The 26,165-nt window shown below is 66.9% G+C and carries 24 protein-coding genes; 13 read left to right on the top strand and 11 right to left on the bottom strand.

Going from position 1 to position 26,165, the window contains the following annotated elements; translation table 11 throughout:
* Nucleotides 1–2 precede the first annotated feature (2 nt).
* Nucleotides 3–2,579 carry a DNA internalization-related competence protein ComEC/Rec2 gene (locus N0K08_RS01375; protein ID WP_261498196.1) on the bottom strand — a complete coding sequence of 859 codons (2,577 nt, stop codon included), beginning with the start codon at nucleotides 2,577–2,579 and terminating at the stop codon, nucleotides 3–5.
* Between the two features lie 151 nt (nucleotides 2,580–2,730).
* On the opposite strand from N0K08_RS01375, the gene N0K08_RS01380 reads away from it, so the two are divergent.
* Entirely contained in the window at nucleotides 2,731–3,189 is a 459-nt protein-coding gene (locus N0K08_RS01380) for a RidA family protein (RefSeq protein WP_261498197.1), read from the top strand.
* 72 nt (nucleotides 3,190–3,261) lie between these two features.
* Here N0K08_RS01380 and parC read toward each other — a convergent pair whose 3' ends face one another.
* The 3 genes from parC to N0K08_RS01395 are packed head-to-tail and all read right to left on the bottom strand — an operon-like array spanning nucleotide 3,262 to nucleotide 8,440.
* Nucleotides 3,262–5,601 (bottom strand): DNA topoisomerase IV subunit A, encoded by a 2,340-nt coding sequence (gene parC, locus N0K08_RS01385; RefSeq protein WP_261498198.1) that lies wholly within the window; start codon nucleotides 5,599–5,601, stop codon nucleotides 3,262–3,264.
* Nucleotides 5,602–5,603: 2 nt separating this feature from the next.
* Nucleotides 5,604–6,422: a lytic transglycosylase domain-containing protein gene (locus N0K08_RS01390; protein ID WP_261498199.1), complete on the bottom strand. Its 819-nt coding sequence runs from the start codon at nucleotides 6,420–6,422 to the stop codon at nucleotides 5,604–5,606.
* Between the two features lie 32 nt (nucleotides 6,423–6,454).
* Complete coding sequence (locus N0K08_RS01395; RefSeq protein WP_261498200.1) at nucleotides 6,455–8,440, bottom strand: DNA topoisomerase IV subunit B; 1,986 nt, start codon at nucleotides 8,438–8,440, stop codon at nucleotides 6,455–6,457.
* A gap of 432 nt (nucleotides 8,441–8,872) precedes the next feature.
* On the opposite strand from N0K08_RS01395, the gene N0K08_RS01400 reads away from it, so the two are divergent.
* From N0K08_RS01400 to bamC, 5 genes are all read left to right on the top strand, one after another.
* Nucleotides 8,873–10,066, top strand: coding sequence for an MFS transporter (locus N0K08_RS01400; protein WP_261498201.1), 1,194 nt, complete (start codon nucleotides 8,873–8,875; stop codon nucleotides 10,064–10,066).
* Nucleotides 10,067–10,069: 3 nt separating this feature from the next.
* A complete protein-coding gene (locus N0K08_RS01405; RefSeq protein WP_261498202.1) occupies nucleotides 10,070–10,216 on the top strand; it encodes a hypothetical protein in 147 nt (48 codons plus the stop codon).
* Nucleotides 10,217–10,229: 13 nt separating this feature from the next.
* Nucleotides 10,230–10,799, top strand: a complete 570-nt coding sequence (locus N0K08_RS01410) for a class I SAM-dependent methyltransferase (protein ID WP_261498203.1) — start codon at nucleotides 10,230–10,232, stop codon at nucleotides 10,797–10,799.
* Nucleotides 10,800–11,027: 228 nt separating this feature from the next.
* Nucleotides 11,028–11,924 (top strand): 4-hydroxy-tetrahydrodipicolinate synthase, encoded by an 897-nt coding sequence (gene dapA / locus N0K08_RS01415; protein WP_261498204.1) that lies wholly within the window; start codon nucleotides 11,028–11,030, stop codon nucleotides 11,922–11,924.
* Between the two features lie 43 nt (nucleotides 11,925–11,967).
* Complete coding sequence (bamC, locus tag N0K08_RS01420; protein WP_408642886.1) at nucleotides 11,968–13,068, top strand: outer membrane protein assembly factor BamC; 1,101 nt, start codon at nucleotides 11,968–11,970, stop codon at nucleotides 13,066–13,068.
* A 58-nt stretch (nucleotides 13,069–13,126) separates the two neighbouring features.
* Here the strand turns inward: bamC and N0K08_RS01425 are convergent, their stop codons facing one another.
* From N0K08_RS01425 to N0K08_RS01435, 3 genes are all read right to left on the bottom strand, one after another.
* Nucleotides 13,127–13,432, bottom strand: a complete 306-nt coding sequence (locus N0K08_RS01425; RefSeq protein WP_261498205.1) for a hypothetical protein — start codon at nucleotides 13,430–13,432, stop codon at nucleotides 13,127–13,129.
* Between the two features lie 408 nt (nucleotides 13,433–13,840).
* Nucleotides 13,841–14,962 carry a cupin domain-containing protein gene (locus tag N0K08_RS01430; RefSeq protein WP_261498206.1) on the bottom strand — a complete coding sequence of 374 codons (1,122 nt, stop codon included), beginning with the start codon at nucleotides 14,960–14,962 and terminating at the stop codon, nucleotides 13,841–13,843.
* Nucleotides 14,963–15,158: 196 nt separating this feature from the next.
* Nucleotides 15,159–16,112 carry an AraC-like ligand-binding domain-containing protein gene (locus tag N0K08_RS01435; RefSeq protein WP_261498207.1) on the bottom strand — a complete coding sequence of 318 codons (954 nt, stop codon included), beginning with the start codon at nucleotides 16,110–16,112 and terminating at the stop codon, nucleotides 15,159–15,161.
* A 205-nt stretch (nucleotides 16,113–16,317) separates the two neighbouring features.
* On the opposite strand from N0K08_RS01435, the gene N0K08_RS01440 reads away from it, so the two are divergent.
* The 7 genes from N0K08_RS01440 (at nucleotide 16,318) to N0K08_RS01470 (ending at nucleotide 22,997) form a co-directional block, all read left to right on the top strand.
* Nucleotides 16,318–17,544 (top strand): amino acid ABC transporter substrate-binding protein, encoded by a 1,227-nt coding sequence (locus N0K08_RS01440; protein WP_261498208.1) that lies wholly within the window; start codon nucleotides 16,318–16,320, stop codon nucleotides 17,542–17,544.
* Between the two features lie 48 nt (nucleotides 17,545–17,592).
* The gene (locus N0K08_RS01445) at nucleotides 17,593–18,474 is read left to right on the top strand and encodes a branched-chain amino acid ABC transporter permease (RefSeq protein ID WP_261498209.1); all 882 of its coding nucleotides are present in this window, start codon (nucleotides 17,593–17,595) and stop codon (nucleotides 18,472–18,474) included.
* Nucleotides 18,471–19,400, top strand: coding sequence for a branched-chain amino acid ABC transporter permease (locus N0K08_RS01450; RefSeq protein WP_261498210.1), 930 nt, complete (start codon nucleotides 18,471–18,473; stop codon nucleotides 19,398–19,400). Before N0K08_RS01445 ends, N0K08_RS01450 begins: the two co-directional genes overlap by 4 nt.
* A complete protein-coding gene (locus N0K08_RS01455; RefSeq protein WP_261498211.1) occupies nucleotides 19,397–20,146 on the top strand; it encodes an ABC transporter ATP-binding protein in 750 nt (249 codons plus the stop codon). Before N0K08_RS01450 ends, N0K08_RS01455 begins: the two co-directional genes overlap by 4 nt.
* Nucleotides 20,139–20,852 (top strand): ABC transporter ATP-binding protein, encoded by a 714-nt coding sequence (locus N0K08_RS01460; protein WP_261498212.1) that lies wholly within the window; start codon nucleotides 20,139–20,141, stop codon nucleotides 20,850–20,852. The genes N0K08_RS01455 and N0K08_RS01460 overlap by 8 nt, the downstream gene beginning before the upstream one ends.
* A gap of 21 nt (nucleotides 20,853–20,873) precedes the next feature.
* Complete coding sequence (locus N0K08_RS01465) at nucleotides 20,874–22,325, top strand: aldehyde dehydrogenase (RefSeq protein WP_261498213.1); 1,452 nt, start codon at nucleotides 20,874–20,876, stop codon at nucleotides 22,323–22,325.
* A 144-nt stretch (nucleotides 22,326–22,469) separates the two neighbouring features.
* Entirely contained in the window at nucleotides 22,470–22,997 is a 528-nt protein-coding gene (locus N0K08_RS01470; protein ID WP_261498214.1) for an FKBP-type peptidyl-prolyl cis-trans isomerase, read from the top strand.
* A 42-nt stretch (nucleotides 22,998–23,039) separates the two neighbouring features.
* On the opposite strand, the gene N0K08_RS01475 is transcribed toward N0K08_RS01470, so the two are convergent.
* The 4 genes from N0K08_RS01475 to coaBC form a co-directional block, all read right to left on the bottom strand.
* Complete coding sequence (locus N0K08_RS01475; RefSeq protein WP_261498215.1) at nucleotides 23,040–23,627, bottom strand: outer membrane lipoprotein; 588 nt, start codon at nucleotides 23,625–23,627, stop codon at nucleotides 23,040–23,042.
* 186 nt (nucleotides 23,628–23,813) lie between these two features.
* Entirely contained in the window at nucleotides 23,814–24,263 is a 450-nt protein-coding gene (gene dut / locus N0K08_RS01480; RefSeq protein WP_261498216.1) for a dUTP diphosphatase, read from the bottom strand.
* Nucleotides 24,264–24,406: 143 nt separating this feature from the next.
* A complete protein-coding gene (locus N0K08_RS01485; protein ID WP_261498217.1) occupies nucleotides 24,407–24,829 on the bottom strand; it encodes a hypothetical protein in 423 nt (140 codons plus the stop codon).
* A gap of 53 nt (nucleotides 24,830–24,882) precedes the next feature.
* Entirely contained in the window at nucleotides 24,883–26,139 is a 1,257-nt protein-coding gene (coaBC, locus tag N0K08_RS01490) for a bifunctional phosphopantothenoylcysteine decarboxylase/phosphopantothenate--cysteine ligase CoaBC (protein ID WP_261498218.1), read from the bottom strand.
* Nucleotides 26,140–26,165: the final 26 nt, after the last annotated feature.

The raw sequence follows: 26,165 nt of genomic DNA on the forward strand, positions 1-26,165 counted from the left end.
GGTCACGGCCCCTGGCCGCCCCCCTGCTGCCAGTAGCGCGGTCGCAACTGGCGTTCGCAGTCCATCTGCTGTGGCCGTGCCGAAGACCACCGCGCCGCGCCGCAGCGCACGCTGTCCACCAGCTGCACGCCCTGCGCGATATAGCGCTGCACCACCGGGGCCGCGGGATGGCCGTAGCGGTTGCGGTAACCGGCCTGCACCAGCGCATGGCGCGGCGCCACGGCGGCAATCCAGGCCGAGGTCGAAGACGTCTTGCTGCCGTGGTGCGGCACCAGCAGCCAATCGGCACGCAGCGGCGCGCCCTGCGCCAGCAAAGCCTCTTCCTGCCGGCGTTCGATGTCCCCCGCGAGCAAGGCCACGGCGCCAGTGGCCGCGCGAATGCGCAGTACGCAGCTGCGCGTATTGGGACCGTCCCTGGCCGAGCGCCGCCTGCGCCCGCTCGCTTCGGGCTCGGGCGCCAGGCCCGGCGGCGGATGCAGCACTTCGAAGGCCACGCCATCCCACTGCCAGCGCTGGCCCGCAGCGCAGGGCGTGGCAGCGCGCAGCGCCTGCTGCGGCAGTTCCTCGGTGGCCGCGCCCACCAGCGCGGCCTGGGGCTGGGCGCGCAGCACGGACGCCGCGCCGCCGGTGTGATCGTTGTCGCTGTGGCTGAGCATCAACATGTCCAGGCGCTCGCCCTGGGCGCGCAACAAGGGCACCAGCACCCGCTGACCCGCGTCGCTGTCCGGCCCATGGCGCGGCCCCGTGTCGTACAGCAGGCTATGGCCTTGCGTGCGCACCAGCACGGCATTGCCCTGACCGATATCGGCCGCCAGCAGCGTGAATTCGCCGGCTGCGGGGCGCGCGGGCTGCCACCACAGCGCCGGCAGCAGCAAGGGCAGGCCCAGCAGCCGCACGGGCACTGGCAGGCGCAGCACCAGCCAGACACCGCCCAGCACCGCGGCAAGCGCGGCCCAGGCCGGCGCCGCGGGCAGGAACAGCACGGCGGCTGGCCATTGCGCCAGCCAGTGCAGCACGGCGCTCAAAGGCAGGACGCTGGCCGCGGCCAGCTGCCACAGCGGCGCCCAGCCCATGCCCAGCATGGCCAGGGGCGTGACCACCAGCGTTACCCAGGGAATCGCCAGCAGGTTCGCCAGCATGCCCACCAGCGAGACCTGACCGAACAGCAGCAAGGCCAGCGGCGTCAGCGCCAGCGTCACCACCATCTGCTCGCGCAGCAGGGCCTGCAAGCGTGGGCGCAGGCCGCGCGCCGCGGGCTCTCCCGTCGCTGAAGCGAACAGCACGCCCACGGCCACGAAGCTCAGCCAGAAACCCGCCTGCCACAGCGCCCAGGGGTCGGCCACGACCACCGCGGCCAGCGCCAGCAGCCAGACCTGAGGCCAGGGCCAGCGCGCACCGGCCAGGCGCAGACAAGCCACCACCGCCAGCATGCCCACCGTGCGCTGCGCGGGCAGACCCCAGCCGCTGAGGGCGCTGTAGCCCAGGGCCAGCAGCACGCCGCCCAGCAGCCCCGCCGTGGGCGCGGGCAGCCACAGACAGCAGCGCGCCGAACGCCGCCAGGCCCAGCCCAGCAGCGCGGCGGCCAGCCAGGCGAACATGGTGATGTGCAGGCCGGAAATACTCATCAAATGCGCCACGCCAGTGGCGCGAAACAGTTCCCAATCGCTGCGCTCTATCGCCCCCTGGTCGCCCACCACCAGGGCCGCGACCACGCCACGCGCACGCTGCCCCTCCTGACCGCCCGCACCCGGCCACAGCGCGCGCAGCATGGCCGGCGGAGCACGGTCCGCCACGATGGCATCGCGCAATTGCTGGCGCAGCCACGCCACCGGGTAGCGCCCGGTCTGCCCCAGCTTGCGCGGTGGCGCCTGGCCGCGACCCGCGCGCACCGTGCCCGTGGCCTGCACGCCCTGCTCCCACAGCCACAGCTCCTGGTCAAAACCATGGGGATTGCGCAGGCCGTACGGGGCCTTGAGCCGCACCGTGAACGACCAGCGCTGGCCGGCCGCCAGCGGCTGTGGCGGCGCAGCGCCCGCGGCCGGCCACTCACCGGCGCGCGGCCCATACCAGGCCAGTTCGATCAGCGGCGGCAATGCGACCTCCGCCCCGGACTGCGCGCCGCCAGCCCGCTCGGCCCGCTCCACTTCCAGGCGCCAGCGCAGGCCCCAGGGCGCGGGCTGGGGCATGGCCGCGACCACGCCAGTCACGCGCAGATCCACGCCTTCGAGGTCCGCGGACAGCGCCTGCGCCTGGAACGCCAGCGCCCGGGCGCCGCACCCCGCGGCCATGGCACAGGCCGCGGCCAGCGCCCACAACCCGCCCACTGCCCAGGCCCGGCCCGCGCCCGCGCCCGCGCGGCGATTGCAGGCCCAGGCCAGCCCGGCGCAGCCCACGGCGGCCAGCAACAGGCCGGCATAGCCCCCAGGGCGCCACAGCGCCGGCTGCGTGACCTGCCAGGCCGCTCCCGCGACCAGGCCCAAGAGCGCCACCTGCCAGCAGGCCCAGGGCCGCAGCGCCCAGGTGCAGGCGGCGGGCGCAATAGCGTCCGGCACAGACGAATGGCTAAGCGGAGCGCCCATGCCGCACATGCTAGCCAGCGCCATCCAGACGCACCAGAACGCCGCCTGTCCTTGCGCCCATCAGTGGCTATCGGGCATGCGGCCTGTGTCACACTCTTTCCCAGGGAAATGCAGCCGTTTTCCCCTTGAATTTTTGCAAAAGGAAACAGTCATGAGCGTTTACGAGAAGCTGAAACAACTCCAGATCGAACTGCCGGACCTGGCCGTGCCTGCCGCCGCCTACCTGCCTTACGTGCAGACCGGCAAGCTGGTGTTCCTCAGCGGCCACATCGCCAAGAAGGATGGCAAGGTCTGGGTTGGCCAGCTGGGCCTCAACACCACCACCGAAGAAGGCAAGGCCGCCGCGCGCGGCGTGGCCATCGACCTGATGGGCACGCTGCAGCATGCGGCCGGCGGCGACCTCAACCGCGTGCAGCGCATCGTCAAGGTGATGAGCCTGGTCAACTCCACGGGCACGTTCACCGAGCAGCACCTGGTCACCAACGGCTGCAGCGAGCTGCTGGGCGAAGTCTTCGGCGCCAAGGGCAAACACGCGCGCAGCGCGTTTGGCGTGGCGCAAATCCCCATGGGCGCCTGCGTGGAAATCGAGCTGATCGCCGAACTGGCCTGAACCCGGCTGAACGCAAAAAAGCCCCTCGACGAGGGGCTTTTTTCATGCTCAGGCCCATTGCCGGGCTTGGCTTCACTCCACGCGTGTAATGCGCGCCGGCTTGAAGCCCAGGTCGGCCGCCTTGCCCTTGCCGCCGCGCTTGCCACGGGCGTTGTTGAGGCTGCGGATTTCCAATGTCTCCTCGCGCGCCTTGCCGCCGCGGCCCGTGCCTTCGAGGCGGATGCTGCGGGTATAGGCCGCGGCGCCCGCCAGGCTGTCGCCCTCTTCAAGCGCCAGCAGCATCAGGCCGCGCGCCGCGCTGCCCATGGTCTTGAGTTCGCTGATCTCGAACGTGATGATGCGTCCGCCGACCGAGCCCGCGGCCACATGGGTGGCGGGCAGCAGCGCGGTACTGCCGGTGCTGCCGCTGGCGTGCGACGGCGCGCAAAGGGTTTCGCCTTCGGCCAGATTGACAAAGGCCTTGCCGCCCTTGTTGCGCGAGACCAGGCTCTCCACGGTCGCCAGGAAGCCGTAGCCGCCCGAGCTGGCCAGCAGCAGGCAGGCCTGGGCCGGGCCGGCAAAGTAGTACTGCAGCTGGGTGCCGCTTTCGAGCTCGACCAGCGTGGTCACGGGCTGGCCGTCACCGCGCCCGCCGGGCAGTTGCGCCACGGGCACGGAATAGACCCGGCCGTTGCTGCCGAAGGCCAGCAGCTGGTCGACGGTGCGGCACTCGAAAGTGCCGTACAGCGCATCGCCGGCCTTGAAGGTGAAACTCGCCGCCTCGTGGCCGTGGCCCTGGCGCGTGCGCACCCAGCCTTTTTCCGAGACCACCACGGTGACGGGTTCGTCGGCCACCTTGACTTCGGCACTGGCTTTTTTCTCTTCCTGGATCAGCGTGCGACGCTCGTCGGCAAACTGCTTGGCGTCGGCTTCGATTTCCTTGACCATCAAGCGGCGCAGCGTGGCGGGATTGCCCAGGATATCTTCGAGCTTGCCCTGGCTTTCGCGCAGCGCCTTGAGCTCCTGCTCGATCTTGATGGCTTCGAGCCGCGCCAATTGGCGCAGGCGGATTTCGAGGATGTCGTCGGCCTGGCGCTCGGACAGCGCGAAGCGCGCCATCAGCGCCTCCTTGGGATCGTCGCTCTCGCGGATGATGGCAATCACCTCGTCGATGTTGAGCAGCACGATCTGCCGGCCTTCGAGGATGTGCGAACGGTCCAGCACCTTGGCCAGGCGGTATTGCGAGCGGCGGGTGATGGTGGACTGGCGGAATTCGATCCACTCGCGCAGCATCTGCAGCAGGGATTTCTGCACCGGCTTGCTGTCCAACCCGATCATGGTCAGGTTGATGGAGCTCGAGGTTTCCAGGCTGGTGTGGGCCAGCAGCAACTGGGTCAAATCGGACTGGCGCACCTTGCCGCTCTTGGGCTCGATGACGATGCGCACGGCCGCATCCTTGCTCGACTCGTCGCGCACGGCGTCGAGCACCGCCAGCAGATTGGTCTTGAGCTGCTGCTGGTCCTGGGACAGGGCTTTCTTGCCCGTCTTGATCTTGGGGTTGGACAGCTCTTCGATTTCTTCCAGTACCTTTTGCGTCGACACGCCGGGCGGCAGCTCGGTCACCACCATTTGCCACTGGCCGCGCGCGAGCTCTTCGATCTTCCAGCGCGCACGCACCTTGAGGCTGCCGCGGCCGCTGCGGTAGGCATCGGCGATGTCGGCCGGGCTGCTGATGATCTGGCCGCCGCCCGGATAGTCGGGACCGGGCACCAGCAGGGCCAGCTCGGCTTCGCTCAGCAGCGGCTTCTTGATCAGCGCAACGCAGGCATCGGCGATTTCGCGCAGATTGTGGCTGGGGATTTCAGTGGCCAGGCCCACGGCAATGCCGCTGGCGCCGTTGAGCAGGCTGAACGGCAGGCGCGCGGGCAGCTGGCGCGGCTCCTGGGTCGAGCCGTCGTAGTTGGGCACGAAGTCCACCGTGCCTTCATCGATCTCGTCGAGCAGCAGGCCGGTGATCTTGGACAGGCGCGCTTCGGTGTAACGCATGGCGGCGGCGCCATCGCCGTCGCGGCTGCCGAAGTTGCCCTGACCGTCGACCAGCGGATAGCGCTGGGCGAAGTCCTGGGCCATGCGCACCAGGGCGTCATAGGCCGACTGGTCGCCATGGGGGTGAAAGCGCCCCAGCACATCGCCCACCACGCGCGCGCTCTTGACCGGCCGGGGCACGGTATTGCCCGAATGGCTCAGGCCCATGCGGTCCATGGCGTAGAGAATGCGCCGCTGCACGGGCTTGAGGCCGTCGCAGACATCGGGCAGGGCCCGGCCCTTGACCACCGACAGGGCGTACTCGAGGTAGGCGCGCTGCGCATAGGTGCCCAGGTCCAGCGCATCGCCGTCGGCGTGCGCTGCCAGATCCAGAATTTGATCGCTCATGGTCATTGTTTCTCGTCGAAAGACTGCCGCTGTCTGCCCGCGGGCAGGGTCATGCGGATGCGTGAAGACGGTTCAGCCAGGGCCAGGTCACCAGGCACCAGGGGCTGGAGCTGGCGGTACAGGGCCAGCACGGTCTTCACATAGTTTTGGGTTTCCTTGAAGGGCGGAATTTTCTGGCCGGCGCGCAGCACCGCGCCTTCGCCGGCGTTGTAGGCCGCGAGGGCCAAGTCCAGCCGCCCGTCGTACAGGTCCATCAGATGGCGCAGGTAGCGCGCACCGGCCGGCACATTGACGGCCGGGTCGTGCAACTGCTGGGCCAGGCTGCGCGCGCCGGTCGCCGCCACGCCAAAGCGTTCAGCGGTGGCCGGCATCAGCTGCATCAGGCCGATCGCGCCCTTGGGAGAGACCGCCTGGGCATCAAAGCCCGACTCGGTGGCGATCACCGCCTTGAGCAGCGCATAGTCCAGGCCGGTGCGTTCGGCCGCGCGCCGCAAATGCGGGCGCACGCTTTTGTAGGCCGGCAAGATATCGAAGTAGGCCTGCACACGCGCCCGCGCGGCCAGCGCCACGCCAGGATTGTTCACATCGGTGTCCGCGGCGAGGGCGCCGGCGGCATCACGCTCGGTATCGAAACGCTGCCCGCGAAAGAACAGCGTGTAGCGCTCGTCCAGCGGCTCGGCCGAAAAGTGCGTCACGCCCTGCGCATCGATAAAGGCCCAGAGGTCGGCACGCGCCGCCCCTGCCCCCAGCGCCAGCCAGGCGCCCAGCAGCCCGGCCACCAGCAGGCGGCCGGACATGGAGGAATGGGGAAGGTGGAACATGGGACCGTTCGACAGGCGGTACTGCCGTCTCCTCAGATGTCGACCACCACGGCGTCGCCGTGCAGTTCCATGAGCTCGCGCCGGGCCGCAGCCTCGCCCTTGCCCATGAGCTTGGTGATCACGTCCTCGGCCGCGGCAAAGTCCAGGTTCAGCAACTGCACCGGCAGCAGGCGACGCGTGTCGGGGTTCAGCGTGGTGTCCCACAGCTGCTCGGCATTCATTTCGCCCAGACCCTTGAAGCGGCTGACCTGGCACTTCTCGCGCGGCACGCCGTCCTTGGCGCATTTCTCGAAGATCACGGCCAGTTCATTCTCGTCGAGCGCATAGACCTTGAGCGCCGGCTTCTTGCCGCGCGCCGGCACGTCCACACGGAACAGCGGCGGCAAGGCCACATGGATGTGGCCGGCCTCGATGAGCTTGGGGAAGTGGCGGAAGAACAGCGTCAGCAGCAGCACCTGGATGTGCGAGCCGTCGACGTCGGCGTCCGACAGGATGCAGACCTTGCCGTAACGCAGACCCGACAGGTCGGGCGTGTCGTTGGGGCCGTGCGGATCGACGCCGATGGCCACGGAAATGTCGTGGATTTCGTTGTTGGCGAACAGCCGGTCACGGTCCACTTCCCAGGTGTTGAGCACCTTGCCGCGCAGCGGCAGCACGGCCTGGGTTTCCTTGTCGCGGCCCATCTTGGCACTGCCGCCGGCCGAGTCGCCCTCGACCAGAAAGACTTCGTTGTGCGCGAGGTCGCGGCTTTCGCAATCGGTGAGCTTGCCCGGCAACACGGCCACGCCCGATCCCTTGCGCTTTTCGACTTTCTGACCGGCCTTCTGCCGGCTCTGCGCGGCCTTGATGGCCAGCTCGGCGAGCTTCTTGCCCCACTCGACATGCTGGTTGAGCCACAGCTCCAGCGCCGGGCGCACAAAGCCCGAAACCAGGCGCACGGCATCGCGCGAATTCAGCCGCTCCTTGATCTGGCCCTGGAACTGCGGGTCGAGCACCTTGGCGTTGAGCACATAGCTGGCGCGGGCGAACACGTCGTCGGGCATCAGCTTGACGCCCTTGGGCAGCAGCGAATGCAGCTCGATGAAGCTTTTCACCGCCTGGAACAGGCCGTCGCGCAAGCCGCTTTCGTGGGTGCCGCCGGCGGTGGTGGGAATCAGGTTGACATAGCTTTCACGCACGGGCGCACCGTCTTCGGTGAACGCCACGCACCAGGCCGCGCCTTCGCCTTCGGCAAAGCTGTCGTGGTTGCGGTCGGCGAAGCCTTCGCCTTCGAACAGGGGAATGGCCGGCTCGCCGTTGAGGCTTTGCTGCAGATAGTCGCGCAGGCCGCCCTTGTATTGCCATACCTGCGGTGCATCACGGGTCTTTTCGTTGACCAGCGTCACCTGGACGCCCGGCATCAGCACGGCCTTGCTGCGCAGCAGGTGCACCAGCTCGTTCATGGGCAACTGGGCGGATTCGAAATAGCTCGCGTCGGGCCACACGCGCACCGTGGTGCCGCGCTTGCGCTCGCCGTTGGTCAGCGGCTGGACCTGCAGGGGCTCGACCACGTCGCCCGCGGAAAACACCAGGCGGGCGCAGTGGCCGTCGCGGTAGCTGGTGACTTCCATGCGCGTGGACAAGGCGTTCGTGACCGAGACGCCCACGCCGTGCAGACCGCCGGAGAAGCTGTAGGCGCCGCCCTGGCCCTTGTCGAATTTGCCGCCCGCATGCAGGCGCGTGAACACCAGCTCGATCACGGGTGCATTTTCTTCAGGGTGCAGACCGTAGGGAATACCGCGACCGTCGTCTTCCACGCTGACCGATTGATCGGCGTGCAGGATGACTTTGATTTTCTTGCCGTAGCCGGCCAAGGCTTCGTCGGCCGCGTTGTCCACCACTTCCTGCAGGATATGCAATGGGTTGTCGGTACGCGTATACATGCCCGGCCGTTGCTTGACGGGCTCCAGGCCCTTGAGCACGCGGATCGAGCCTTCGGAGTAAGCGCTGGTGGAGGAGGATGAAGGTTTAGCTGCCATGGGCTGGGATTGTAGTGCTGCGCGGAGCGGAAAGCTGTATGGGCAAACAGCATGGCCTTGCGACCGCTGTGGCGCCGTCTTCCACGCAACGTGGATGACAGCGGCCCGGAGGGCGTGTCATCCATTGATTTCCCCACGCGAAAGTCAGGGGACGGTGCAGTGCTAGGCGCCCTGAGCGCCGCGTAGCGCGCTACGTCAGCGAGGGGCAACGACGCAATGCGCCGCCCCCTGGCTTTCCCTTCGGGCTGGCCTGGGCATGCGGCGTCTGCTTTGTCGCTTGGCTTGCCCATAGCACGCTATGGGCTGCGCCGCGCTTCGCGCATCCATCCGCATGTCCAGGCCAGCGCGTGGGGGGATCAATGGATGACACGCCCTCACCATTTTGGCTACAGTCGCATCATCATGCAAAAAACACCAACAACACCGCTTTCCATGCTGCAGGTACTGCTGTGCGGGGGCGCAGTCGTTACCTTGTCCATGGGCATTCGCCACGGCTTCGGACTGTGGCTGCTGCCCATTACCCAGGAAATGGGCTGGACCCGCGAATCCTTTGCCATGGCCATCGCCATCCAGAACATTGCCTGGGGTGTGATGGGCATTTTTGTCGGCATCGTGGCCGACCGCCTGGGCGCTTTTCGCGTGCTGCTGGTGGGCTCCGCGCTGTATGCGCTGGGCCTGGCCGGCATGGCGCTGTCGACCACGCCGCTGTGGTTCGCACTCACGGCAGGCCTGGTGATAGGCGCGGCCCAGGCCGGCACCACCTATGCCGTGGTGTTCGGCGTGCTGGGTCGGCAGATTCCGGCCGCGCGCCGCTCCTGGGCCATGGGGGTGATGGCGGCCGCGGGTTCGTTCGGCCAGTTCTTCATGGTGCCCGTGGAAGGCGCGCTGATCGCCCAGATCGGCTGGTCGAATGCGCTGCTGGTGCTGGCCATGCTGGTACTGATGATCGTGCCGCTGGCCTTCGGCCTGCGCGAGCCGGGCTTTTCGGGCAGCAGCCCCCGGCCCCTGCGCGATCAAAGCGTGGGCCAGGCCATGGCCGAAGCGTTTCGCACGCCCAGCTTTCTGCTGCTCACCGCCGGCTACTTCGTCTGCGGCTTCCAGCTGATGTTCATCGGCGTGCACATGCCCAGCTACCTCAAGGACTACGGCCTCGCGCCCCACGTGGCCAGCTACTCGCTGGCGCTGGTCGGGCTGTTCAATATTTTCGGCACCTTCACGGCGGGCCACCTGGGCCAGCATTTCCCCAAGCGCTACCTGCTTTCGGGCATTTACGTGCTGCGCTCGGTGGCCACGGTGGCCTTCTTGCTGGTGCCGATCTCGCCCATGACGGTCTACCTGTTTTCCGCCGCCATGGGCTTTCTGTGGCTGTCCACCGTGCCGCTGACCAACGCCACCGTGGCACAGATCTTCGGCATCCAGCATCTGTCCATGCTCAGCGGCTTTGTGTTCTTCAGCCACCAGGTCGGCAGCTTCCTGGGCGTCTGGATAGGCGGCTATCTCTATGACCGCAGCGGCAGCTATGACATCGCCTGGTATCTGTCGATCGGCCTGGGCATTCTGGCCGCGCTGGTCAACCTGCCGGTGCGCGAAGCCGCGCTGCAACGCCCCACGCCGGTGGCGGCCTGAACCATGACGGAACACCGCCCCTTGCGCCAGCGCATCCTCACCGGACTGGGCTATGCCCTGGCCGCGCTGGTGCTGCTGGCAGTATTCGGCCTGTACACCGACCCAGACTTCATGATCCTGATGGCCGATCAGATCTGGGCATGCTTCTAGACTCCCTTTTCCCGTGACCGACCACCTGAACCCTATTCCCTCTCCCGCCTCGGCCTGGATACAGAGCTTTGGCCACCTGGTGCCCGCGGGCGGCACGGTGCTTGACGTGGCCTGCGGCCAAGGCCGCCATATGCACTGGTTTGCCCAGCGCGGCCACCCCTGCCTGGGGCTGGATCGCTCGGCCGAGGCGCTCGCCGCCCTGCCCGCATCCGCCCAGCGGCTGTGCGCCGATATCGAGAACGGCGCCTGGCCCCTGCCCGGCGCCCGGTTCGACGCCGTGGTGGTCACCAACTACCTCTGGCGCGCGCTGCTGCCCACGCTGGTGGCCAGCGTGGCCCCGGGTGGCGTGCTGCTGTATGAAACTTTTGCCGACGGCAACGCGCGTTTTGGCAAGCCTTCGCGCCCCGATTTTCTGCTGCAACCGGGCGAACTGCTGCAAGCCTGCGGCGGCGAGCTGCGCGTGGTCGCCTATGAAGACGGCTTCCTCGACGACCCCGCGCGCTGCGTGCAGCGCATTGCCGCCGTGCGCCCCCTGGACGGCAGCGACACGCTGGCGCCGGCCTTGCAGCCTGCGCCAGCTTGAAAGCCGAGGGCTATTGCCTACAGCGCCATTTCGTTCTTGCGGAAACAATTGACCTGTGCGGGCCTTGCCTGGCTTGCTAGGATGGAGGCTGTGGCCGCATTCCGCGGCTGCCACGGGTGCCGGGCCGGTACCGCCGAAGGCCATCCATGCCTGCGACAGCTCCGCCCCAGTCCCCTGCGCGCCGCGCACACTCGTTAGAATGCCCTTTTCCCGTTTTCAACTGCGGACATGACCACCTCCACCGTCGCCCTCACTGGCAGCATTGTTGCCCTCGTCACCCCCATGCACGAAGACGGTAGCGTCGACTACCCGAGCTTGCGCAAACTGATCGACTGGCACATCACCGAAGGCACTGACTGCATCGGCGTGGTCGGCACCACGGGTGAATCCCCCACCGTCAACGTGGAAGAGCACTGCGAAATCATTCGCGTGTCCGTGGAGCAAGCCGCCAAACGCGTGCCCATCATGGCCGGCTGCGGCGCCAACTCGACGCGCGAAGCGATCGAGCTGGCCCAGTTCGCCAAGAAAGTCGGCGCCGACAGCCAGCTGCAAGTCGTGCCCTACTACAACAAGCCCACGCAAGAAGGCCAGTACCAGCACTTCAAGGCGATTGCCGAAGCCGTCGGCGACCTGCCCACGATTCTCTACAACGTGCCCGGCCGCTCGGTCGCCGATATGCAGCACGAAACCGTGCTGCGGCTGACCCAGGTGCCTGGCATCATCGGCATCAAGGAAGCCACGGGCAACATCGAGCGCGCCCAGTGGCTGATCCGCGATGTGCCCGCCGGCTTTGGCGTGTACTCGGGCGATGACCCGACCGCCGTGGCCTTGATGCTGTGCGGCGGCCACGGCAACATCAGCGTGACGGCCAACGTCGCGCCGCGCCTGATGAGCGAGCTGTGCAAGGCGGCCCTGGCCGGCGATGTCCAGCGCGCGATGCAGATCCAGCTCCAGCTGATGCCCGTGCACAAGAATCTGTTCATCGAAGCCAACCCCATCCCGGTGAAATGGGCCGTGGCCCGCATGGGCCTGTGCGGCCCCACCATGCGCCTGCCGATGACGGACTTGAGCCCCCAATACATCCCCGTGGTTGAGGGCGCGCTGCGCTCCGCTGAGCTGATCTGAGCCCGCCGCGTTTTCCATTACCTGAGCACCGAGGATTTTTCGCGTGAAACCAACTATTGCACGTCTGGGCCTTGTCGGCCTGGCCATGGCGCTTTCCGCCTGCTCCACGTTCGAGTCGGACAAGATCGACTACAAGAGCGCCACCAAGGCCCCGACACTGGAAGTACCGCCCGACCTCAACCAGCTCACCCGCGATACGCGCTATGCCGTGCCTGGTGGCGTGGTGTCGGCCAATGCCTTGCAGGCCGGCCAGGCCGCGCAAGCGCCTACCGGCGCGCAGACCGTGGTCAACACCGTCGGCGATGTGCGCATCGAGCGCAGCGGCGGCGAACGCTGGCTGGTCATCCAGCGCCCCGCCGACAAGCTCTGGGATCCGGTGCGCGAGTTCTGGCTGGAAAACGGCTTTGTGCTGGTGCAGGACGATGCCAAGCTGGGCATCATGGAAACCGACTGGGCCGAAAACCGCGCCAAGCTGCCCCAGGATGTGATCCGTTCGGCACTGGGCAAGGTGTTCGACTCGCTCTACTCCACCGGCGAGCGCGACAAGTTCCGCACCCGCCTGGAGCGCCGGGCCGACGGCGGCACGGAAATCTATGTCACGCACCGCGGCATGCAAGAGGTCTATACCACCAAGGAAAAAGACGGCACCGTCTGGCAGCCACGCGCGGCCGACCATGAGCTCGAAACCGAGTTCATGCGCCGCATGATGGTCAAGCTGGGCCTGAGCCAGGAGCAATCCAAGGCCGCCGCGGCTTCCGTGCAGGCCGCACCGCCCGCGCCCAGCGCGCGCCTGGACACCCTGAACAACGCTCCCGTGGTCTTGCTGGACGAAGGCTTCGACCGCGCCTGGCGCCGTGTGGGCCTGGCCCTGGACCGCACCGGCTTCACCGTCGAAGACCGTGACCGCAGCCGTGGCATCTACTACGTGCGCTATGTCTCTCCCGAAGCGCAAAAGGCCTCGGGCGGCTTCCTCAACAAGCTGTTCAGCAAGTCGGGCGAAGCTTCGGCTCCCGTCAAGTACCAGATCCAGGTGCGCGGCGAAGGCGAGCGCTCGACCATCTCGGTGCTGACCTCGGCCGGCGTACCCGAAACCTCGACCAACGCCCAGCGCATCACGCGCGTGCTGACCGACGATCTGAAATAAAACCCGCAGCGCCTGTCACCAGGCCTGCCCCGAAAGCCACCGCCTGCGGTGGCTTTTTTCATGCCCGCGCGCAGGGGCGAGCTACAGACATAAAAAAAGGCCTCGATCCGAAGATCGAGGCCTTTTTGCCAGACAAGGAGCCGGTGAACCGACTCCCTGCGGCGCAAGTATTACTTGGCAGGAGCAGCAGCGTCAGCAGCAGCCTTGGCAGCATCAGCAGCAGCCTTGGCAGCGTCGGAAGCAGCGTCAGCAGCAGCACCGGCGGCGCCAGCAGCAGCGTCAGCAGCGGCGGCTGCAGGAGCAGCAGCGTCAGCGGCAGGAGCAGCAGGAGCGGCTTCTGCGGGAGCAGCAGCAGGAGCTTCAACAGCAGGTGCGGCCACGGGAGCAGCTTCTTCCTTCTTGCCGCAAGCGACGAGGGCAGCAGCAGCGATCACGGTAGCCAGAACGAAAGATGTCTTCATGTCAGTTTTCCTAATTGAGGAGCAGTAAGAATTCGATATGCCATTAACGGCCAGCCTCTTGCAGCCACGGAACGTTCCGGCAGAGTCGCAAGAAAAAATAACTGCGACACAGCGAGCAATTATAGGGAGATTTCGTCAATCCTGACGAATCCTGACAACACTTCTACATTTGCCCACAAAATTTCTGCCGTACGCGTAAACCGCAGGTACCGCAGGCCAGTGCAGCACCTGTTTACTTAACGCGCCAACGCCCTCCGGCGCTGACAAGAGCGCGGCCATTTCTGCAAAAAAATGCCGCCCTCGACTGCGCTTCACTCTGCGCAGCGCACCCAGCCCGCCTCATGCCAGGCCGACAGCAGCTCCAGCGCATCGTCGCTGGCCCGCGCCAGGTCACGCGCCGACAGCGCGCGCTGGTCGGCCAACAGGCGCATCAGCTTGGCATCGCGACCACCCGCCAGATAGCTTTCGCCATTGATGAAAATGTGGCGCGCGTCATACATCATGCGCGTGCGGCGGTCGAGCACCACGCTCTCCAGCATCACGCCCTCCTCGCCGGCCTCGAACCAGACGTTCTGCTTGGGGTCGGTCAGGTACTCTCCCAGCGCCCGCTCCAGCGCCAGCGGCTCGGCCAGCGCACGCTCCAGCGCCTTGCGCGCGAACTCCGCCATGCTGGCTGGAATTTCGCCCGGATGGGTCACGGCTTCCTGCTTGGGGTCGCGGTACAGCACAGGGGTTTCTGGCTCGTCGGGCTCGTCCGACATGCGCAGCAGCAGCTCGCGCGCCAGCTCATCGCGGCCGGGCGAGCGAAAACCGATCGAATACGTCATGCACTCGCCTTCGGCCACGCCGTCATGGGCATAGCGCGGGGGCAGGTACAGCATGTCACCCGGCTCCAGCACGAATTCCTGCTCGGGCTCGAACTCGGCCAGGATCTTCAGCGGCACGTTTTCCTGCAATTGCAGGTTCTTTTGCTGGCCTATGCGCCAGCGGCGCGTGCCATGGGCTTGCAGCAGGAACACGTCATAGCTGTCGAAGTGCGGGCCCACGCCGCCGCCATCGGTGGCGAAGCTGATCATCAAGTCGTCGAGACGGGCTTCGGGCACGAAACGGAACTGCTGCAGCAAGGCATGCACGCCCGCATCGTGCAGATCCGCGCCCTGGACCAGCAACGACCAGGCCTTCTGGCTCAGCGCCGGCAGCTCCTTGCGCGCAAACGGGCCGTGGCCCATGGTCCAGCCTTTTTTCTGCTGGCAGATCAGGCGCGACTCGACGCCATCCTGGCCGGCCAGCGCGAACAAGGCGTCGCGCCCCACGGGCGCCACCATGTTGGGAACGGCCTGGCGCACCAGCAAGGGCTTCTTTTGCCAATGGCGGCGCATGAACTGGGAAGCGGTCAGGCCGCCAAGCAAGGCGAGGGGTTGGTCAATATCCATGGCAGTCAGCTATTTCGCGATCTAAGAATGGGGGCTATTGTCCTATGCAACAAGAAACCGCCCCAAACCTCTGCGAAGTGCAGGCACGTTATCGCTCACAGCCTATGAAACTGGCGCGGCCCAGCAAGGGGACAGCGAGCAAGGGCCGCCCCGCAGCGAGGCTGTCGTCCCCCTCAGGGGGAAGCGACGAAGTCGCTCAGGGGGTGCTTAGTTTCAACATGCGAAAATCACTGGGCGCCATGCCGGTATAGGCCTTGAAAGCCCGGCTGAAATGCGCGCTGTTGCTGAAACCGCAGCCAAAAGCGATGTCGGTGATGGTGCGCTGCGCGCCGCGCATGTCGCGCAACTCACGCATGCACAGCTCGAGGCGCAGCTGCTGAATCCAGGCGGCCAGCGTCAGCGACTCGTCGGCAAATGCGTTGTAGAGGTGGCGCTTGCTGCAGTTCATCGCCAGGGCGATGTCGTCGATGCTCAAGCGCGCGTCGCGCACATGGGCCACGACATGGGCCCGGATGCGGTCCTTGAACGCTTCCTGCTGGGTCACGGCCGTACCGCGGCCCGACAGCTCCTGCAGCGACAAGTGCACCAGATCGATCAGCAGCTCGCCCGCGCGCTCGGCCAGCGCCGGCCCCATGGTCGGCAGCTCCTGGTAGGTGCTGCGCATGGCCTCGAGCGCCACGCGTGCAATGCCCGAGGCGCCGCCCACATTGCGGCCCATCAGGCCTTCGAGCCGGATGCCGCGCTGCACCAGGCTTTGGCGCGGCAGCATCACGATCAGGTGCTCCGACCATTCGGGGTTGGCGACTTCGTAGGCCTGGCTGGTGTCGTAAATCACCCAGCTGCCGCTGCGCGCGCTGGCCTCGCGCCCCTGCTGGCTGACGGCCGCCAGCCCCTGCCAGGGCGCGACGATCTTCACGTAATCCGCGTCGTGCGAGCGCCGCCCCTGGACGCTGCGGATCACGCGATGCCGCGCCGCCTCGATGCGGGTCATGATCACGGCACCGGCCTGCGAGCGCTGGATATGGCCTTCGAACACCGTGTCGCCATAGAGGTCGCTGCCCAGGCCGGCGAACAGCTTGGACATCCAGTCCTGCCATGCGGGCACGGCGTCCTGGGCCGACAGGCCGTCCGTTGTCAAGATGCTGCTCATGTGCGGTCTCCTGCCTTGCAGCGTGGTGTCAAACGTCGGAACCGGCAATTATCCCGGGACCGGCCCGCACCCGGCGCCGCAGGAAAACCCTGAGTTCCGTGCACGCTCAGTCAAGCACTTAGTGCATGCACAGCACAGCCCCGCCCACCGTCTGCTTCTAGCATCCATGCACGCCCAGCCAAAGGGCGACCAAGGAGACAAAAGCATGAAGACAGACAGCAAACGTTTCTGGCTCCAGCAGGTGACTGCTGCGGCCGCCCTGGCCGCGCTGGCGCCCCTGGCCCTGGCCCAGGAAGCCCCCAAATCCGTGCGCATAGGCTGGGCCATCGCCAAGACCGGCCACAACGCCGGCGGTACGGCCGCCACCGTGACGCCCAACTACCAGTTGTGGGTCAAGGAGATCAATGCCGCGGGCGGCATCATGCTCAAGGCCTACGGCAAGCGCGTGCCCATCGAAGTCGTGGAATACGACGATCGCTCCAGCACCGAAGAGGCCGTGCGCGCCACCGAGCGCCTGATGACCCAGGACAAGGTGGACTTCGTGCTGCCGCCCTGGAGCACGGGCAGCAACCTGGCGGTGGGCCCGACCTACGAAAAGCACAAATACCCGCTGCTGGCCGCGACCGCGGTGACCGACAAGGCGCCCGAACTGGCCAAGCGCTGGAAACATGCGTTCTTCTTCCTGGGCACGGGCGCGGGCTACGCCGAGTCGCTCGTGAGCTACCTCGAGACCGCGAAGAAGGAAGGCAAGATCGGCAACAAGATCGCCATGATCAACATCGCCGACGGCTTTGGCGTGGAGCTGGCCAACGCCACCCGCAAGGCCGCCAAGCAGCATGGCTTCGAGTTGGTCTACGACAAGAGCTATCCCATTGGCACGCAGGACATGACTCCCATCCTGACCGAGGTCAAGAGCAAGAGCGCCGATGTCTTCATCGCCTACTCCTACCCGCCCGACACCATGCTGATCACCGAGCAGTCGCGCGTCAACGGCCTCAATCCCAAAGTGATGTTCACCGGCGTGGGCACGCAGTTCCCGATGTTCAAGGCCAAGTTCGGCGCGGCCACCGAAGGCATCATGGCCCCGGGCGGCGTGGACTTCGACGCCCCGGCCGTCAAGGACTACTTCCAGCGCCACAAGGCATCGGCCGGCCATGAGCCCGACCGCTTCGCCAGCACCATCCAGTACACCACGCTGCAGGTGCTGCAGCAGGCCATAGAGCGCGTCGGCAAGATAGACCGCGCGGCCGTGACGCAGGAGATCAGGACCGGCACGTTCGACACCATCATCGGCCCAATCAAGCTCGAAAACCAGATGCTGACCAAGCTCTGGTACGTGGGCCAGTGGCAAGGCGGCGAGTTCTACGGCATTGCGCCGAGCAACCGCGCGGGTGCCAAGCCGGCGGTGATTCCCAAGCCGGCATGGAAGTAACTGCAGCCAAGCCGCGCAGTGCCCGGCGCTGCGCGGCCGCCTGACACCATGAACCTCCTCGACATCCTGCTCGCGGGCAGCACCCTGGGCGGCCTCTACGGGCTGATCGCCATGGGGCTGACCCTGCAATACGGCGTGGCGCGGATCATGAATCTCTCCTATGGCGAGTTCCTGATCGCGCCGGCCTTCCTGGCCTACCTGGGCGTGACCGCCTGGGGCCTGTCTCCCATTCTGATGCTGCTGCTGCTGCTGGTGCTGCCCCTGGGCTTCATCGTGCAGTGGCTGGTCTATCAATTGCTGCTGACGCCGCTGGTGCGCCGCACCGGCTCCGGCCCGGCGCTGGAAGTGGACTCCATCCTCGCCACCTTCGGCCTGATGTTCGTGGTGCAGGGCGTGATGATGGTCGCCTTCGGCGGCAACTACCACAGCTATTCCTACCTCTCGACGCCGGTGCAGATCCTGGGCAGCACGGTCGCGGCCAACCGCCTGCTGGTGCTGGGCGTGGCCGTCGCGCTGGGCCTGGGCCTGTACCTGCTGCTGACCCGCACCCGCATGGGCACGGTGGTGCGCGCCGTGTCGGTGGCGCCGCGCTTCGCGCCGCTGGTCGGCATCGACGTGCGCCACACGGCGGCCCTGGCCTTCGGCATAGGCGGCGCCATGGTCGCGGCTTCGGGCGTGCTGGTCAGCATGTTCCTGCCCTTCTCCGCGGCCATGGGCACCATGTTCGCGATGAAGGCCTTGATCGTGGTGATCATGGGCGGCGTCGGCAACCTGCTGGGCTGTCTGGTCGCGGGCCTGATGCTGGGCTTTGCCGAAACGCTGGTCGCCACTTTCATCGACCCGGGCCTGACGCTGGCGGTGAACTACGCGCTGTTCCTGGGCGTGCTGCTGCTGCGCCCCACGGGCCTGTTTGGAAAGGGCGCACGATGAGCCGCCGCGAATGCATGGCATGGGGCGCAGGCGCCCTCGCCCTGGCCTTGCTGGCCACGGTGCCCCAGTGGATGCACAACGACTACTACCTGTCGCTGCTGATCAGCGTGCTGATGTACAGCGTGCTGGCTTCGGCCTGGGCGCTGTTCTCGGGCCCGACGCGCTATGTCTCGCTGGCCACCGTGGCCTTCTTTGGCGTCGGCGCCTACACCACGGCCGTGTTCGGCGAGACCCTGCCCTGGGCGGCCGTGCTGCTGATCGCCCTGGGCGTGGGCGTGGCCATGGCGCTGGTCGTCGGCCTGGCCACGCTGCGGCTGTCGGGCGTGTACTTCGTGATCTTCAGCTTCGGCCTGGCCGAGCTGACCAAGCAGCTCGTGACCTGGTGGGAAGTCAACATCACCAAGGACCTGGGGCGCTATGTGTTCGTCGACATCACGGCCCAGGACATCTACTGGCAACTGCTGGTGCTGCTGGCCCTGGTGCTGGGCCTGCGCGCCTGGATTGCGCGCACGCGGCTGGGCCTGGCTTTGCGCGTGATCGGCGAGGACGAGACCGTGGCCCGGCACGTGGGCATCAACACCACGCGCGTCAAGGTGCTGCTGTTCACGCTCAGCGCCTCCTTCATGACCGTGGCCGGAGCCATCATGGCGCCGCGCTGGACCTATCTCGACCCGACGATTGCCTTTGCGCCGGCGATCTCGTTCCAGACGCTGATCATGGCCTTGCTCGGCGGCGCGGGCAGCCTGTTCGGCCCGCTGCTGGGCGCGGTGCCGCTGGTGCTGCTGTTCGAATTTCTGTCGGCCCATTTCCCCAACCACTTTGCAATCCTCGTCGGACTGGTCTTCATGGTCATTGTGTATGCCGTGCCCCAGGGCATTTCGGGCTGGCTGCGCCAGCGCAAGAGCAAGAGCGGAGGCCCGCAATGACGGCGCCCCTGCTGGAGCTCAAAGGCCTGGCCAAGCGCTTTGGCGGCCTGGTCGCCGTCAACGACCTGTCGTTTGACGTGCATGCGGGCGAAGTCGTGGGCCTGCTGGGCCCCAACGGCTCGGGCAAGACCACGGCCATGAATCTGGTCTCGGGCGCCTTGCCGCTCAATGCAGGCGAAGTGCGCTTCCAGGGCAAGACCATCAGCGGCCTGGCCAGCCACCAGATCGCGCGCCTGGGCGTGGCCCGTACCTTCCAGCTGGTGCGCGTGCTCGGCGGCATGAACTGCCGCGACAACGTGGCCGCGGGCCTGGCGTTTCGCCCCGGCGGCCTGCATGGGCGCGCCGCCGAGCATGCGGCACAGCTGCTGCTGGAACGCGTGGGCCTGGGTGCCCAGGCCGAGCTGGCCGCGAGCGAGCTGACCTATATCGACCAGAAGCGCCTGGAGCTCGCACGCGCCCTGGCGCTCGCGCCCCAACTGCTGCTGCTCGACGAATGGCTGGCCGGGCTCAACCCCACGGAGCTGCAGCAGGGCATTGACTTGATACGCGCGCTGCAGGGCGAAGGCATGACCATCCTGATGGTCGAACACGTGATGGATGCGGTGCATGCGCTGTGCAGCCGCTGCGTGGTGATGAATACCGGCGCGAAGATTGCCGACGGCGCTACGCGCGAAGTGCTCAGCGACCCGCGCGTGATCGAAGCCTATCTGGGCAGCGACGACACCCAGGAGGCCGCCCATGCTTGAAGTGCGCAATCTGTCCGTGGCCTATGGCAAGCACCAGGCCTTGCGGGGCGTGTCGCTGGAAGTGGCCAAGGGCGAGCTGGTGGTGATGCTGGGCGCCAACGGCGCGGGCAAATCCTCGCTGCTCAAGGCGCTGGGCGCCATGCTTGTGCCGCAAGCCGGCACCAGCGTGTTGCTGGCCGGCCAGGAGCTCACGCGCCTGCCGGCACATCAGGTGGTGGAAGCCGGCCTGGCCCTGGTGCCCGAAGGGCGCGGCGTGTTCGGCGATCTGACCGTGCGCGAGAACCTGCAGCTCGGCGCCCAGCCGCGGCGCGCACGCGCGCTCGAGGCGCAAAGCCTGGCGCGCGTGCTCGACCTTTTCCCCAAGCTCGCCCAGCGCATGCCGCAGACCGTGCGCACCATGAGCGGCGGCGAGCAGCAGATGGTGGCCGTCGGCCGGGCGCTGATGTCGGCGCCCGATATCCTGTTGCTCGACGAGCCGTCGCTGGGCCTGTCGCCGCTGATGTGCAAGGAGCTGTTCGCGGCGCTGGCGCGCATCCGCACGCTGGGCGTAGGCGTGCTGCTGGTCGAGCAGAACGCGCGCCAGAGCCTGGCGATCGCCGACCGCGGCTATCTATTGGAAACCGGGCTTGTTGTAGGCCAGGGCAGCGCCCCAGAATTGCAGGCCAGCCCGGCAGTCCGCAAGGCATATCTGGGCGCAGCCCACTGATTTTTTTGTGAAGGAAGTTCCATGATCGAACAACAAATGCTGATCGGCGGCCAGTCCGTGGGCGCCACCGGAGGCGCGACTTTCGAGCGCCGCAACCCGCTCGACGGCCAGGTGGCCACGCGCGCCCCGGCCGCGACCGCCGACGACGCGCGCGCCGCGATCGACGCCGCGGCCAAGGCCTTTCCCGCCTGGGCCGCGATGGGCCCGGGCGAGCGCCGCGGCCTGTTGATGAAAGCTGCCGCGGCCATTGAAGCCAAGGGCGAAGCCTTTGCCGCGGCCATGGCGGCCGAGACCGGCTCGTCGGGCATCTGGGCGGGCTTCAACGTGCACCTCGCGGCCGACATGTTCCTCGAAGCCGCATCGCTGACCACGCAGATCAGCGGCCAGGTCATTCCCTCGAACGTTCCCGGCAGCGTCGCGCTGGCCGTGCGCCAGCCCGCGGGCGTGGTCGTGGGCATCGCGCCCTGGAATGCGCCCATCATCCTGGCCGTGCGCGCCATCGCCACCCCGCTGGCCTGCGGCAACACCGTGGTGCTCAAGGGCTCGGAGCTGTGCCCCGCAACCCACGGCCTGATCATCGAGGCGCTGCAGGAAGGCGGCCTGCCGCCGGGCGTGGTGAACTTCGTGACCAACGCGCCCGCCGATGCAGGCACCGTGGTCGAAGCCATGATCGCCCACCCGGCCGTGCGCCGCGTGAACTTCACGGGCTCGACGCGCGTGGGCCGCATCATCGGCCAGACCGCGGCCAAGTACCTCAAGCCCGCCATCCTCGAACTCGGCGGCAAGGCGCCGTTCCTGGTGCTCGACGACGCCGATGTCGACGCAGCCGTGGCCGGCGCGACCTTCGGCGCCTTCGCCAACTCGGGCCAGATCTGCATGTCCACCGAGCGCATCATCGTCGACGAGAAAGTCGCCGAAGAATTCATCGCCAAGCTGGTCGCGCGCGCCACTTCGCTGCCGCTGGGCGACCCGCGCCAGGGCCCGGTGGTGCTCGGCTCCGTCGTGGACCAGACCACGGTAGCGCGCGTCAACGCGCTGATCGACGACGCGCTCGCCAAGGGCGCGAAGCTGCTGTGCGGCGGCAAGGCCAGCAACACCTTGATGCCCGCGACGCTGCTCGACCATGTGACCTCGGCGATGGACATCTTCTACGAGGAGACTTTCGCCCCCGTGAAGGCCATCGTGCGCGTGAAGAATGTCGAGGAAGCGATCGCCATCGCCAACGACAACGAGTTCGGCCTGTCGGCCGCGGTCTACGGCCGCGACACCGCGCGCGCCTGGCAGGTGGCGTCGCGCATCGAATCGGGCATCTGCCACATCAACGGCCCCACCGTGCATGACGAAGCGCAGATGCCTTTCGGCGGCGTGAAAAGCTCGGGCTACGGCCATTTCGGCGGCCAGGCCGGCATCGACGCCTTCACCGACACGCGCTGGATTACGATGCAGACCACCCCGCGCCACTACCCGTTCTAAAGCCGCGGCGGGCCGCGAATGCCCGCCGCGGCATGCCGGCCTTGGCCGGCGTGGGAAAATCAGGCCATACGGGCCGCTCGCCATGCGGGCGGCCTTTTCCTACTTCCCCTGTGTACAGGGCTGACTGCACAAGGCTGCAAACCGATGGACATCAAACAACAATGCGTGGTCGCTCTGACCTGGACCCTCAAGGACACCCTGGGCGAAGAGCTGGATGTGCTCGAAGAGCCGGTGGATTTCCTCATCGGCGGCGATGACCTGCTGCCACGCATCGAGGAGGCCTTGCAAGGCCACGGCATGGGCGCCACGCTGGACCTGCACCTCGAGCCCGAAGACGCTTTCGGCGACTACAACGAAAAACTGATCTTCCTTGAGCCGCGCGGCCTGTTCCCGGCGGAGATCGAAGAAGGCATGACGTTCGAAGGCCATGCCCTGCCCCAGGGCACGAGCGCCGAAGCGCCCAAGGAAGCGCTCTACACCGTCACCGACATCTACCCCGAACATGTGGTGCTCGACGGCAATCACCCGCTGGCCGGCATTGCGCTGCGCCTGCACCTCAAGGTCGAAGGCGTGCGTGAAGCCACGGAAGAGGAAATCGGCCGCGGCAGCGCCGGCACGGGCTTTTTCCGCATCCAGCCGCCCCAGGCACCGGGCAACGACACGGTTCACTAAAAAAAAGGGACTCCGCGGAGTCCCTTTTTACTTTGACCAGATTCAGCGGTAGATCTGGTTGCCGTCAATGCGTACGTATTCGCCGATATTGAACTGCGGCGGCTGCTGGTAGTCGAACGCCCGCACGCTGCCGTCCTGGAGCTGCACGGTCACGCGGTAGATGTCGCGCACACTGCCGCCACCCATGTTGTTCTGCACGGCATTGCCCGCGAGGGCACCGCCCACCACGCCGGCAATCGTGGCCAGCGTCTTGCCAGAACCCTTGCCGACCTGGTTGCCCACTACGCCGCCAAGCAAACCACCGGCGATGGCGCCACCAGCCCCGATGCCGCTGGAATCTTGCACGCGCACGGTCTCGATATTGAGAATGCGGCCTTGCTGCACCTGGTAACCCTGATTGCCCTGGTAACCCTGATTGCCCCAGGCATTGTTGCCGTTCTGGACGGGATAGCCGGTGCTTGGATATCCGGTCGCGGGATAGGAAGTGACAGGGTAAGACGTCGTGGGCTGACCGCCCACGGGATAGCCAGCCTGGTTGTAGCCGCCTTGCGGGTAAGCCACGCAGGCGGTCAGCGCGGCGACCATCGCACCCGCACCAACCATCCGGCCCCAACGTTCAAATACTTGCATGAAAGTCTCCTGTGGAGAAATGCCAAAAACACCTGGGTCAATGGACTTCAGGCCTTCAGTATGGACCTGATCCATGCCAACGACCTGTGTGCCCTTTGGTGTTTAACGGCGCACAGGCTGCCGCCGCCTACAGGTTTGACACTTGCTCACAACTTTCATAGCGGCGACAACGTGGTGACAGGATTCTTACTGCTTGCCCGTGGAGCCGTAACCGCCTTCGCCACGCTCCGATGCAGCGGCAAATTCTTCCACCAGGCGGAAGCTGGGCTGCACCACGGGCACGATCACCAGCTGGGCCAGGCGGTCCATGGGCTGCAGGGTGAAGGCCGTGGACGAGCGGTTCCAGGCGCTGACCATCAGCTGGCCCTGGTAATCGCTGTCGATCAGCCCGACCAGATTGCCCAGCACGATGCCGTGCTTGTGGCCCAGGCCCGAGCGCGGCAGGATCATCGCCGCATAGCCCGGGTCTTCGAGGTGGATGGCCATGCCCGTGGGCACCAGTTGCCATTCGCCGGGCGCCAGCGTCAGCGGCGCGTCCAGGCAGGCGCGCAGGTCCAGGCCGGCGCTGCCGGGCGTGGCGTAGGCAGGCATGTTGTCGCGCAGGCGCGCGTCGAGAATCTTGAGGTCAACGTTCATGGAATGGTCCCCCGGTCCGGCTGCGCACTAAAGCACGCGGACCGATCTGGGATCTGTATCAAAAGAGATGAATTCTCCGGGCAGCGCGTGCCGCCCGGCAGGGTGCGGCCGCCATCATCGCCGAAATTTCCGGCGCCCCGGGTTCAGGGCTTTTTGCCGGGCAACGCCTTGCCGGGCAGCGCCTTGCGCCCGCCCTTGAACAGCATGCCCCCCACGATCAGCATGCCGATCAGCCAGGGCGCCACGCCTTGCCAGAACACCATGGCCAACACCACCAGCAACCACAGGGCGAAGGGGAGCAGCTTGGTCCAGGGCAGCAATGCCGAGATCGATTTTTGCTGCTCCACGGCCTGCGACCGGGGCGCTGTGCTGACAGGGTGCGGAGGCACGGGCGCTCCGGAGGCAGAAATGCGCGGGCGCCCAGGCGCCTCGCGGGCATCGCGCAAAGCCGCCGGCATGTCGGCATGGACCTGGCGCTGGGCGGCGGCGCTGGCCAGCAGTTGCTCGACATAGCGCGCATAGTCGCCGTCTGCCGGGCCGTTGTAATTGTGGATTTCGTGGGCCATGAAAGTCTCCCCGCCTTGGCGGCGACTGCCGGACAGAAGTTCAGTCCAGCCCATTACACCAACACCTGCGCACCGACCCGGCGTGGCGCGGCAGGCGCGGCGCGCAGGCGCGATGCGATATCGGCCACCAGTTGCTGGGCCAGCACCCGTTTGGACGCATGGGGCAGTTCGCGGTGACCATCGGCGTCGATCAGCAGCAGGGCGTTGTCGTCCTGGCCAAAAGTCGCCGGGCCGATGTTGCCGACCAGCAAAGGCACTTGCTTGCGCAGCCGCTTGGCCGTGGCGTGGGCCAGCAGGTCATGGCTTTCGGCCGCAAAGCCGACACAGAACAGCTGACCGGCCCGGGCCCGCGGCGACTGGGCCACGCGCGCCAGGATGTCGGGGTTTTCGACAAAGGCCAGCGCGGGCACCTCGCCCGAACCGTCCTTCTTGATTTTCTGCTCCGAGGCCAGCGCCGGGCGCCAGTCGGCCACGGCCGCCGTGGCGACGAAGATCGTGGCCGCATCCACCGCCTGCTCCACGGCCATGAGCATTTGCTCGGCCGACTGCACATTGATGCGGCGCACGCCGCGCGGCGTGGGCAAATGCACCGGTCCGGCCACCAGCGTGACTTCGGCGCCGGCCTCGCGGGCCGCGCGGGCGATGGCAAAGCCCATCTTGCCGCTGGACAGGTTGGTGATGCCGCGCACCGGGTCTATGGCTTCGAACGTCGGACCGGCCGTGACCAGCAGGTGCTGACCGACCAATTGCTTGGGGGCGAAAAAGGCGCTGAGCTCTTCCATCAGTTCGGCGGGCTCGAGCATGCGGCCGTCGCCGGTCTCGCCACAGGCCTGCTCGCCCGTGCCCACGCCCAGCACCGTTGCGCCGTCCTGCGCCACCTGGGCGAAATTGCGCTGCGTCGCGGGATGGACCCACATTTCGCGGTTCATCGCCGGTGCCAGCAGCAGCGGCACGCGCTCGACGGGGCGCGCCAGGCACAGCAGGCTCAGCAGTTCGTCCGACCGGCCCTGCACCAGCCGGGCCGCGAAATCGGCGCTGCAGGGCGCGATCAGGATGGCGTCGGCCTCGCGGCTGAGGTTGATGTGCGGCATGTTGTTGGGCTCGCGCGTGTCCCACTGCGAGCCATAGACCGTGCGCCCCGACAGCGCCTGCATGGTCACGGGCGTGATGAATTGCTCGGCCGCCTCGGTCATGACGATTTGTACGGTCGCCCCCGCCTTGATCAGCAGCCGACATAGCTCCGCCGACTTGTAACAAGCAACGCCTCCACTGAGACCCAGAACCAGATGTTTGCCAGCGAACTCTTTCATGTGCCTAATTTAGCAGACTCGGCAAG

This window comes from Acidovorax bellezanensis, from assembly GCF_025421555.1.
Taxonomy (GTDB): domain Bacteria; phylum Pseudomonadota; class Gammaproteobacteria; order Burkholderiales; family Burkholderiaceae_C; genus Comamonas; species Comamonas bellezanensis.

Excerpts from the sequence above, each read along its gene's own strand:
- N0K08_RS01375 (WP_261498196.1), bottom strand. The coding sequence starts at position 2,579 with ATGGGCGCTCCGCTTAGCCATTCGTCTGTGCCGGACGCTATTGCGCCC.
- N0K08_RS01470 (WP_261498214.1), top strand. The coding sequence starts at position 22,470 with ATGGACATCAAACAACAATGCGTGGTCGCTCTGACCTGGACCCTCAAG.
- N0K08_RS01430 (WP_261498206.1), bottom strand. The coding sequence starts at position 14,962 with ATGGATATTGACCAACCCCTCGCCTTGCTTGGCGGCCTGACCGCTTCC.
- N0K08_RS01450 (WP_261498210.1), top strand. The coding sequence starts at position 18,471 with ATGAGCCGCCGCGAATGCATGGCATGGGGCGCAGGCGCCCTCGCCCTG.
- N0K08_RS01390 (WP_261498199.1), bottom strand. The coding sequence starts at position 6,422 with ATGTTCCACCTTCCCCATTCCTCCATGTCCGGCCGCCTGCTGGTGGCC.
- N0K08_RS01485 (WP_261498217.1), bottom strand. The coding sequence starts at position 24,829 with ATGGCCCACGAAATCCACAATTACAACGGCCCGGCAGACGGCGACTAT.
- parC (WP_261498198.1), bottom strand. The coding sequence starts at position 5,601 with ATGAGCGATCAAATTCTGGATCTGGCAGCGCACGCCGACGGCGATGCG.
- N0K08_RS01445 (WP_261498209.1), top strand. The coding sequence starts at position 17,593 with ATGAACCTCCTCGACATCCTGCTCGCGGGCAGCACCCTGGGCGGCCTC.
- N0K08_RS01395 (WP_261498200.1), bottom strand. The coding sequence starts at position 8,440 with ATGGCAGCTAAACCTTCATCCTCCTCCACCAGCGCTTACTCCGAAGGC.
- dapA (WP_261498204.1), top strand. The coding sequence starts at position 11,028 with ATGACCACCTCCACCGTCGCCCTCACTGGCAGCATTGTTGCCCTCGTC.
- N0K08_RS01475 (WP_261498215.1), bottom strand. The coding sequence starts at position 23,627 with ATGCAAGTATTTGAACGTTGGGGCCGGATGGTTGGTGCGGGTGCGATG.
- N0K08_RS01400 (WP_261498201.1), top strand. The coding sequence starts at position 8,873 with ATGCTGCAGGTACTGCTGTGCGGGGGCGCAGTCGTTACCTTGTCCATG.
- N0K08_RS01455 (WP_261498211.1), top strand. The coding sequence starts at position 19,397 with ATGACGGCGCCCCTGCTGGAGCTCAAAGGCCTGGCCAAGCGCTTTGGC.
- N0K08_RS01465 (WP_261498213.1), top strand. The coding sequence starts at position 20,874 with ATGATCGAACAACAAATGCTGATCGGCGGCCAGTCCGTGGGCGCCACC.
- N0K08_RS01460 (WP_261498212.1), top strand. The coding sequence starts at position 20,139 with ATGCTTGAAGTGCGCAATCTGTCCGTGGCCTATGGCAAGCACCAGGCC.
- coaBC (WP_261498218.1), bottom strand. The coding sequence starts at position 26,139 with ATGAAAGAGTTCGCTGGCAAACATCTGGTTCTGGGTCTCAGTGGAGGC.
- N0K08_RS01380 (WP_261498197.1), top strand. The coding sequence starts at position 2,731 with ATGAGCGTTTACGAGAAGCTGAAACAACTCCAGATCGAACTGCCGGAC.
- N0K08_RS01435 (WP_261498207.1), bottom strand. The coding sequence starts at position 16,112 with ATGAGCAGCATCTTGACAACGGACGGCCTGTCGGCCCAGGACGCCGTG.
- N0K08_RS01405 (WP_261498202.1), top strand. The coding sequence starts at position 10,070 with ATGACGGAACACCGCCCCTTGCGCCAGCGCATCCTCACCGGACTGGGC.
- N0K08_RS01440 (WP_261498208.1), top strand. The coding sequence starts at position 16,318 with ATGAAGACAGACAGCAAACGTTTCTGGCTCCAGCAGGTGACTGCTGCG.
- dut (WP_261498216.1), bottom strand. The coding sequence starts at position 24,263 with ATGAACGTTGACCTCAAGATTCTCGACGCGCGCCTGCGCGACAACATG.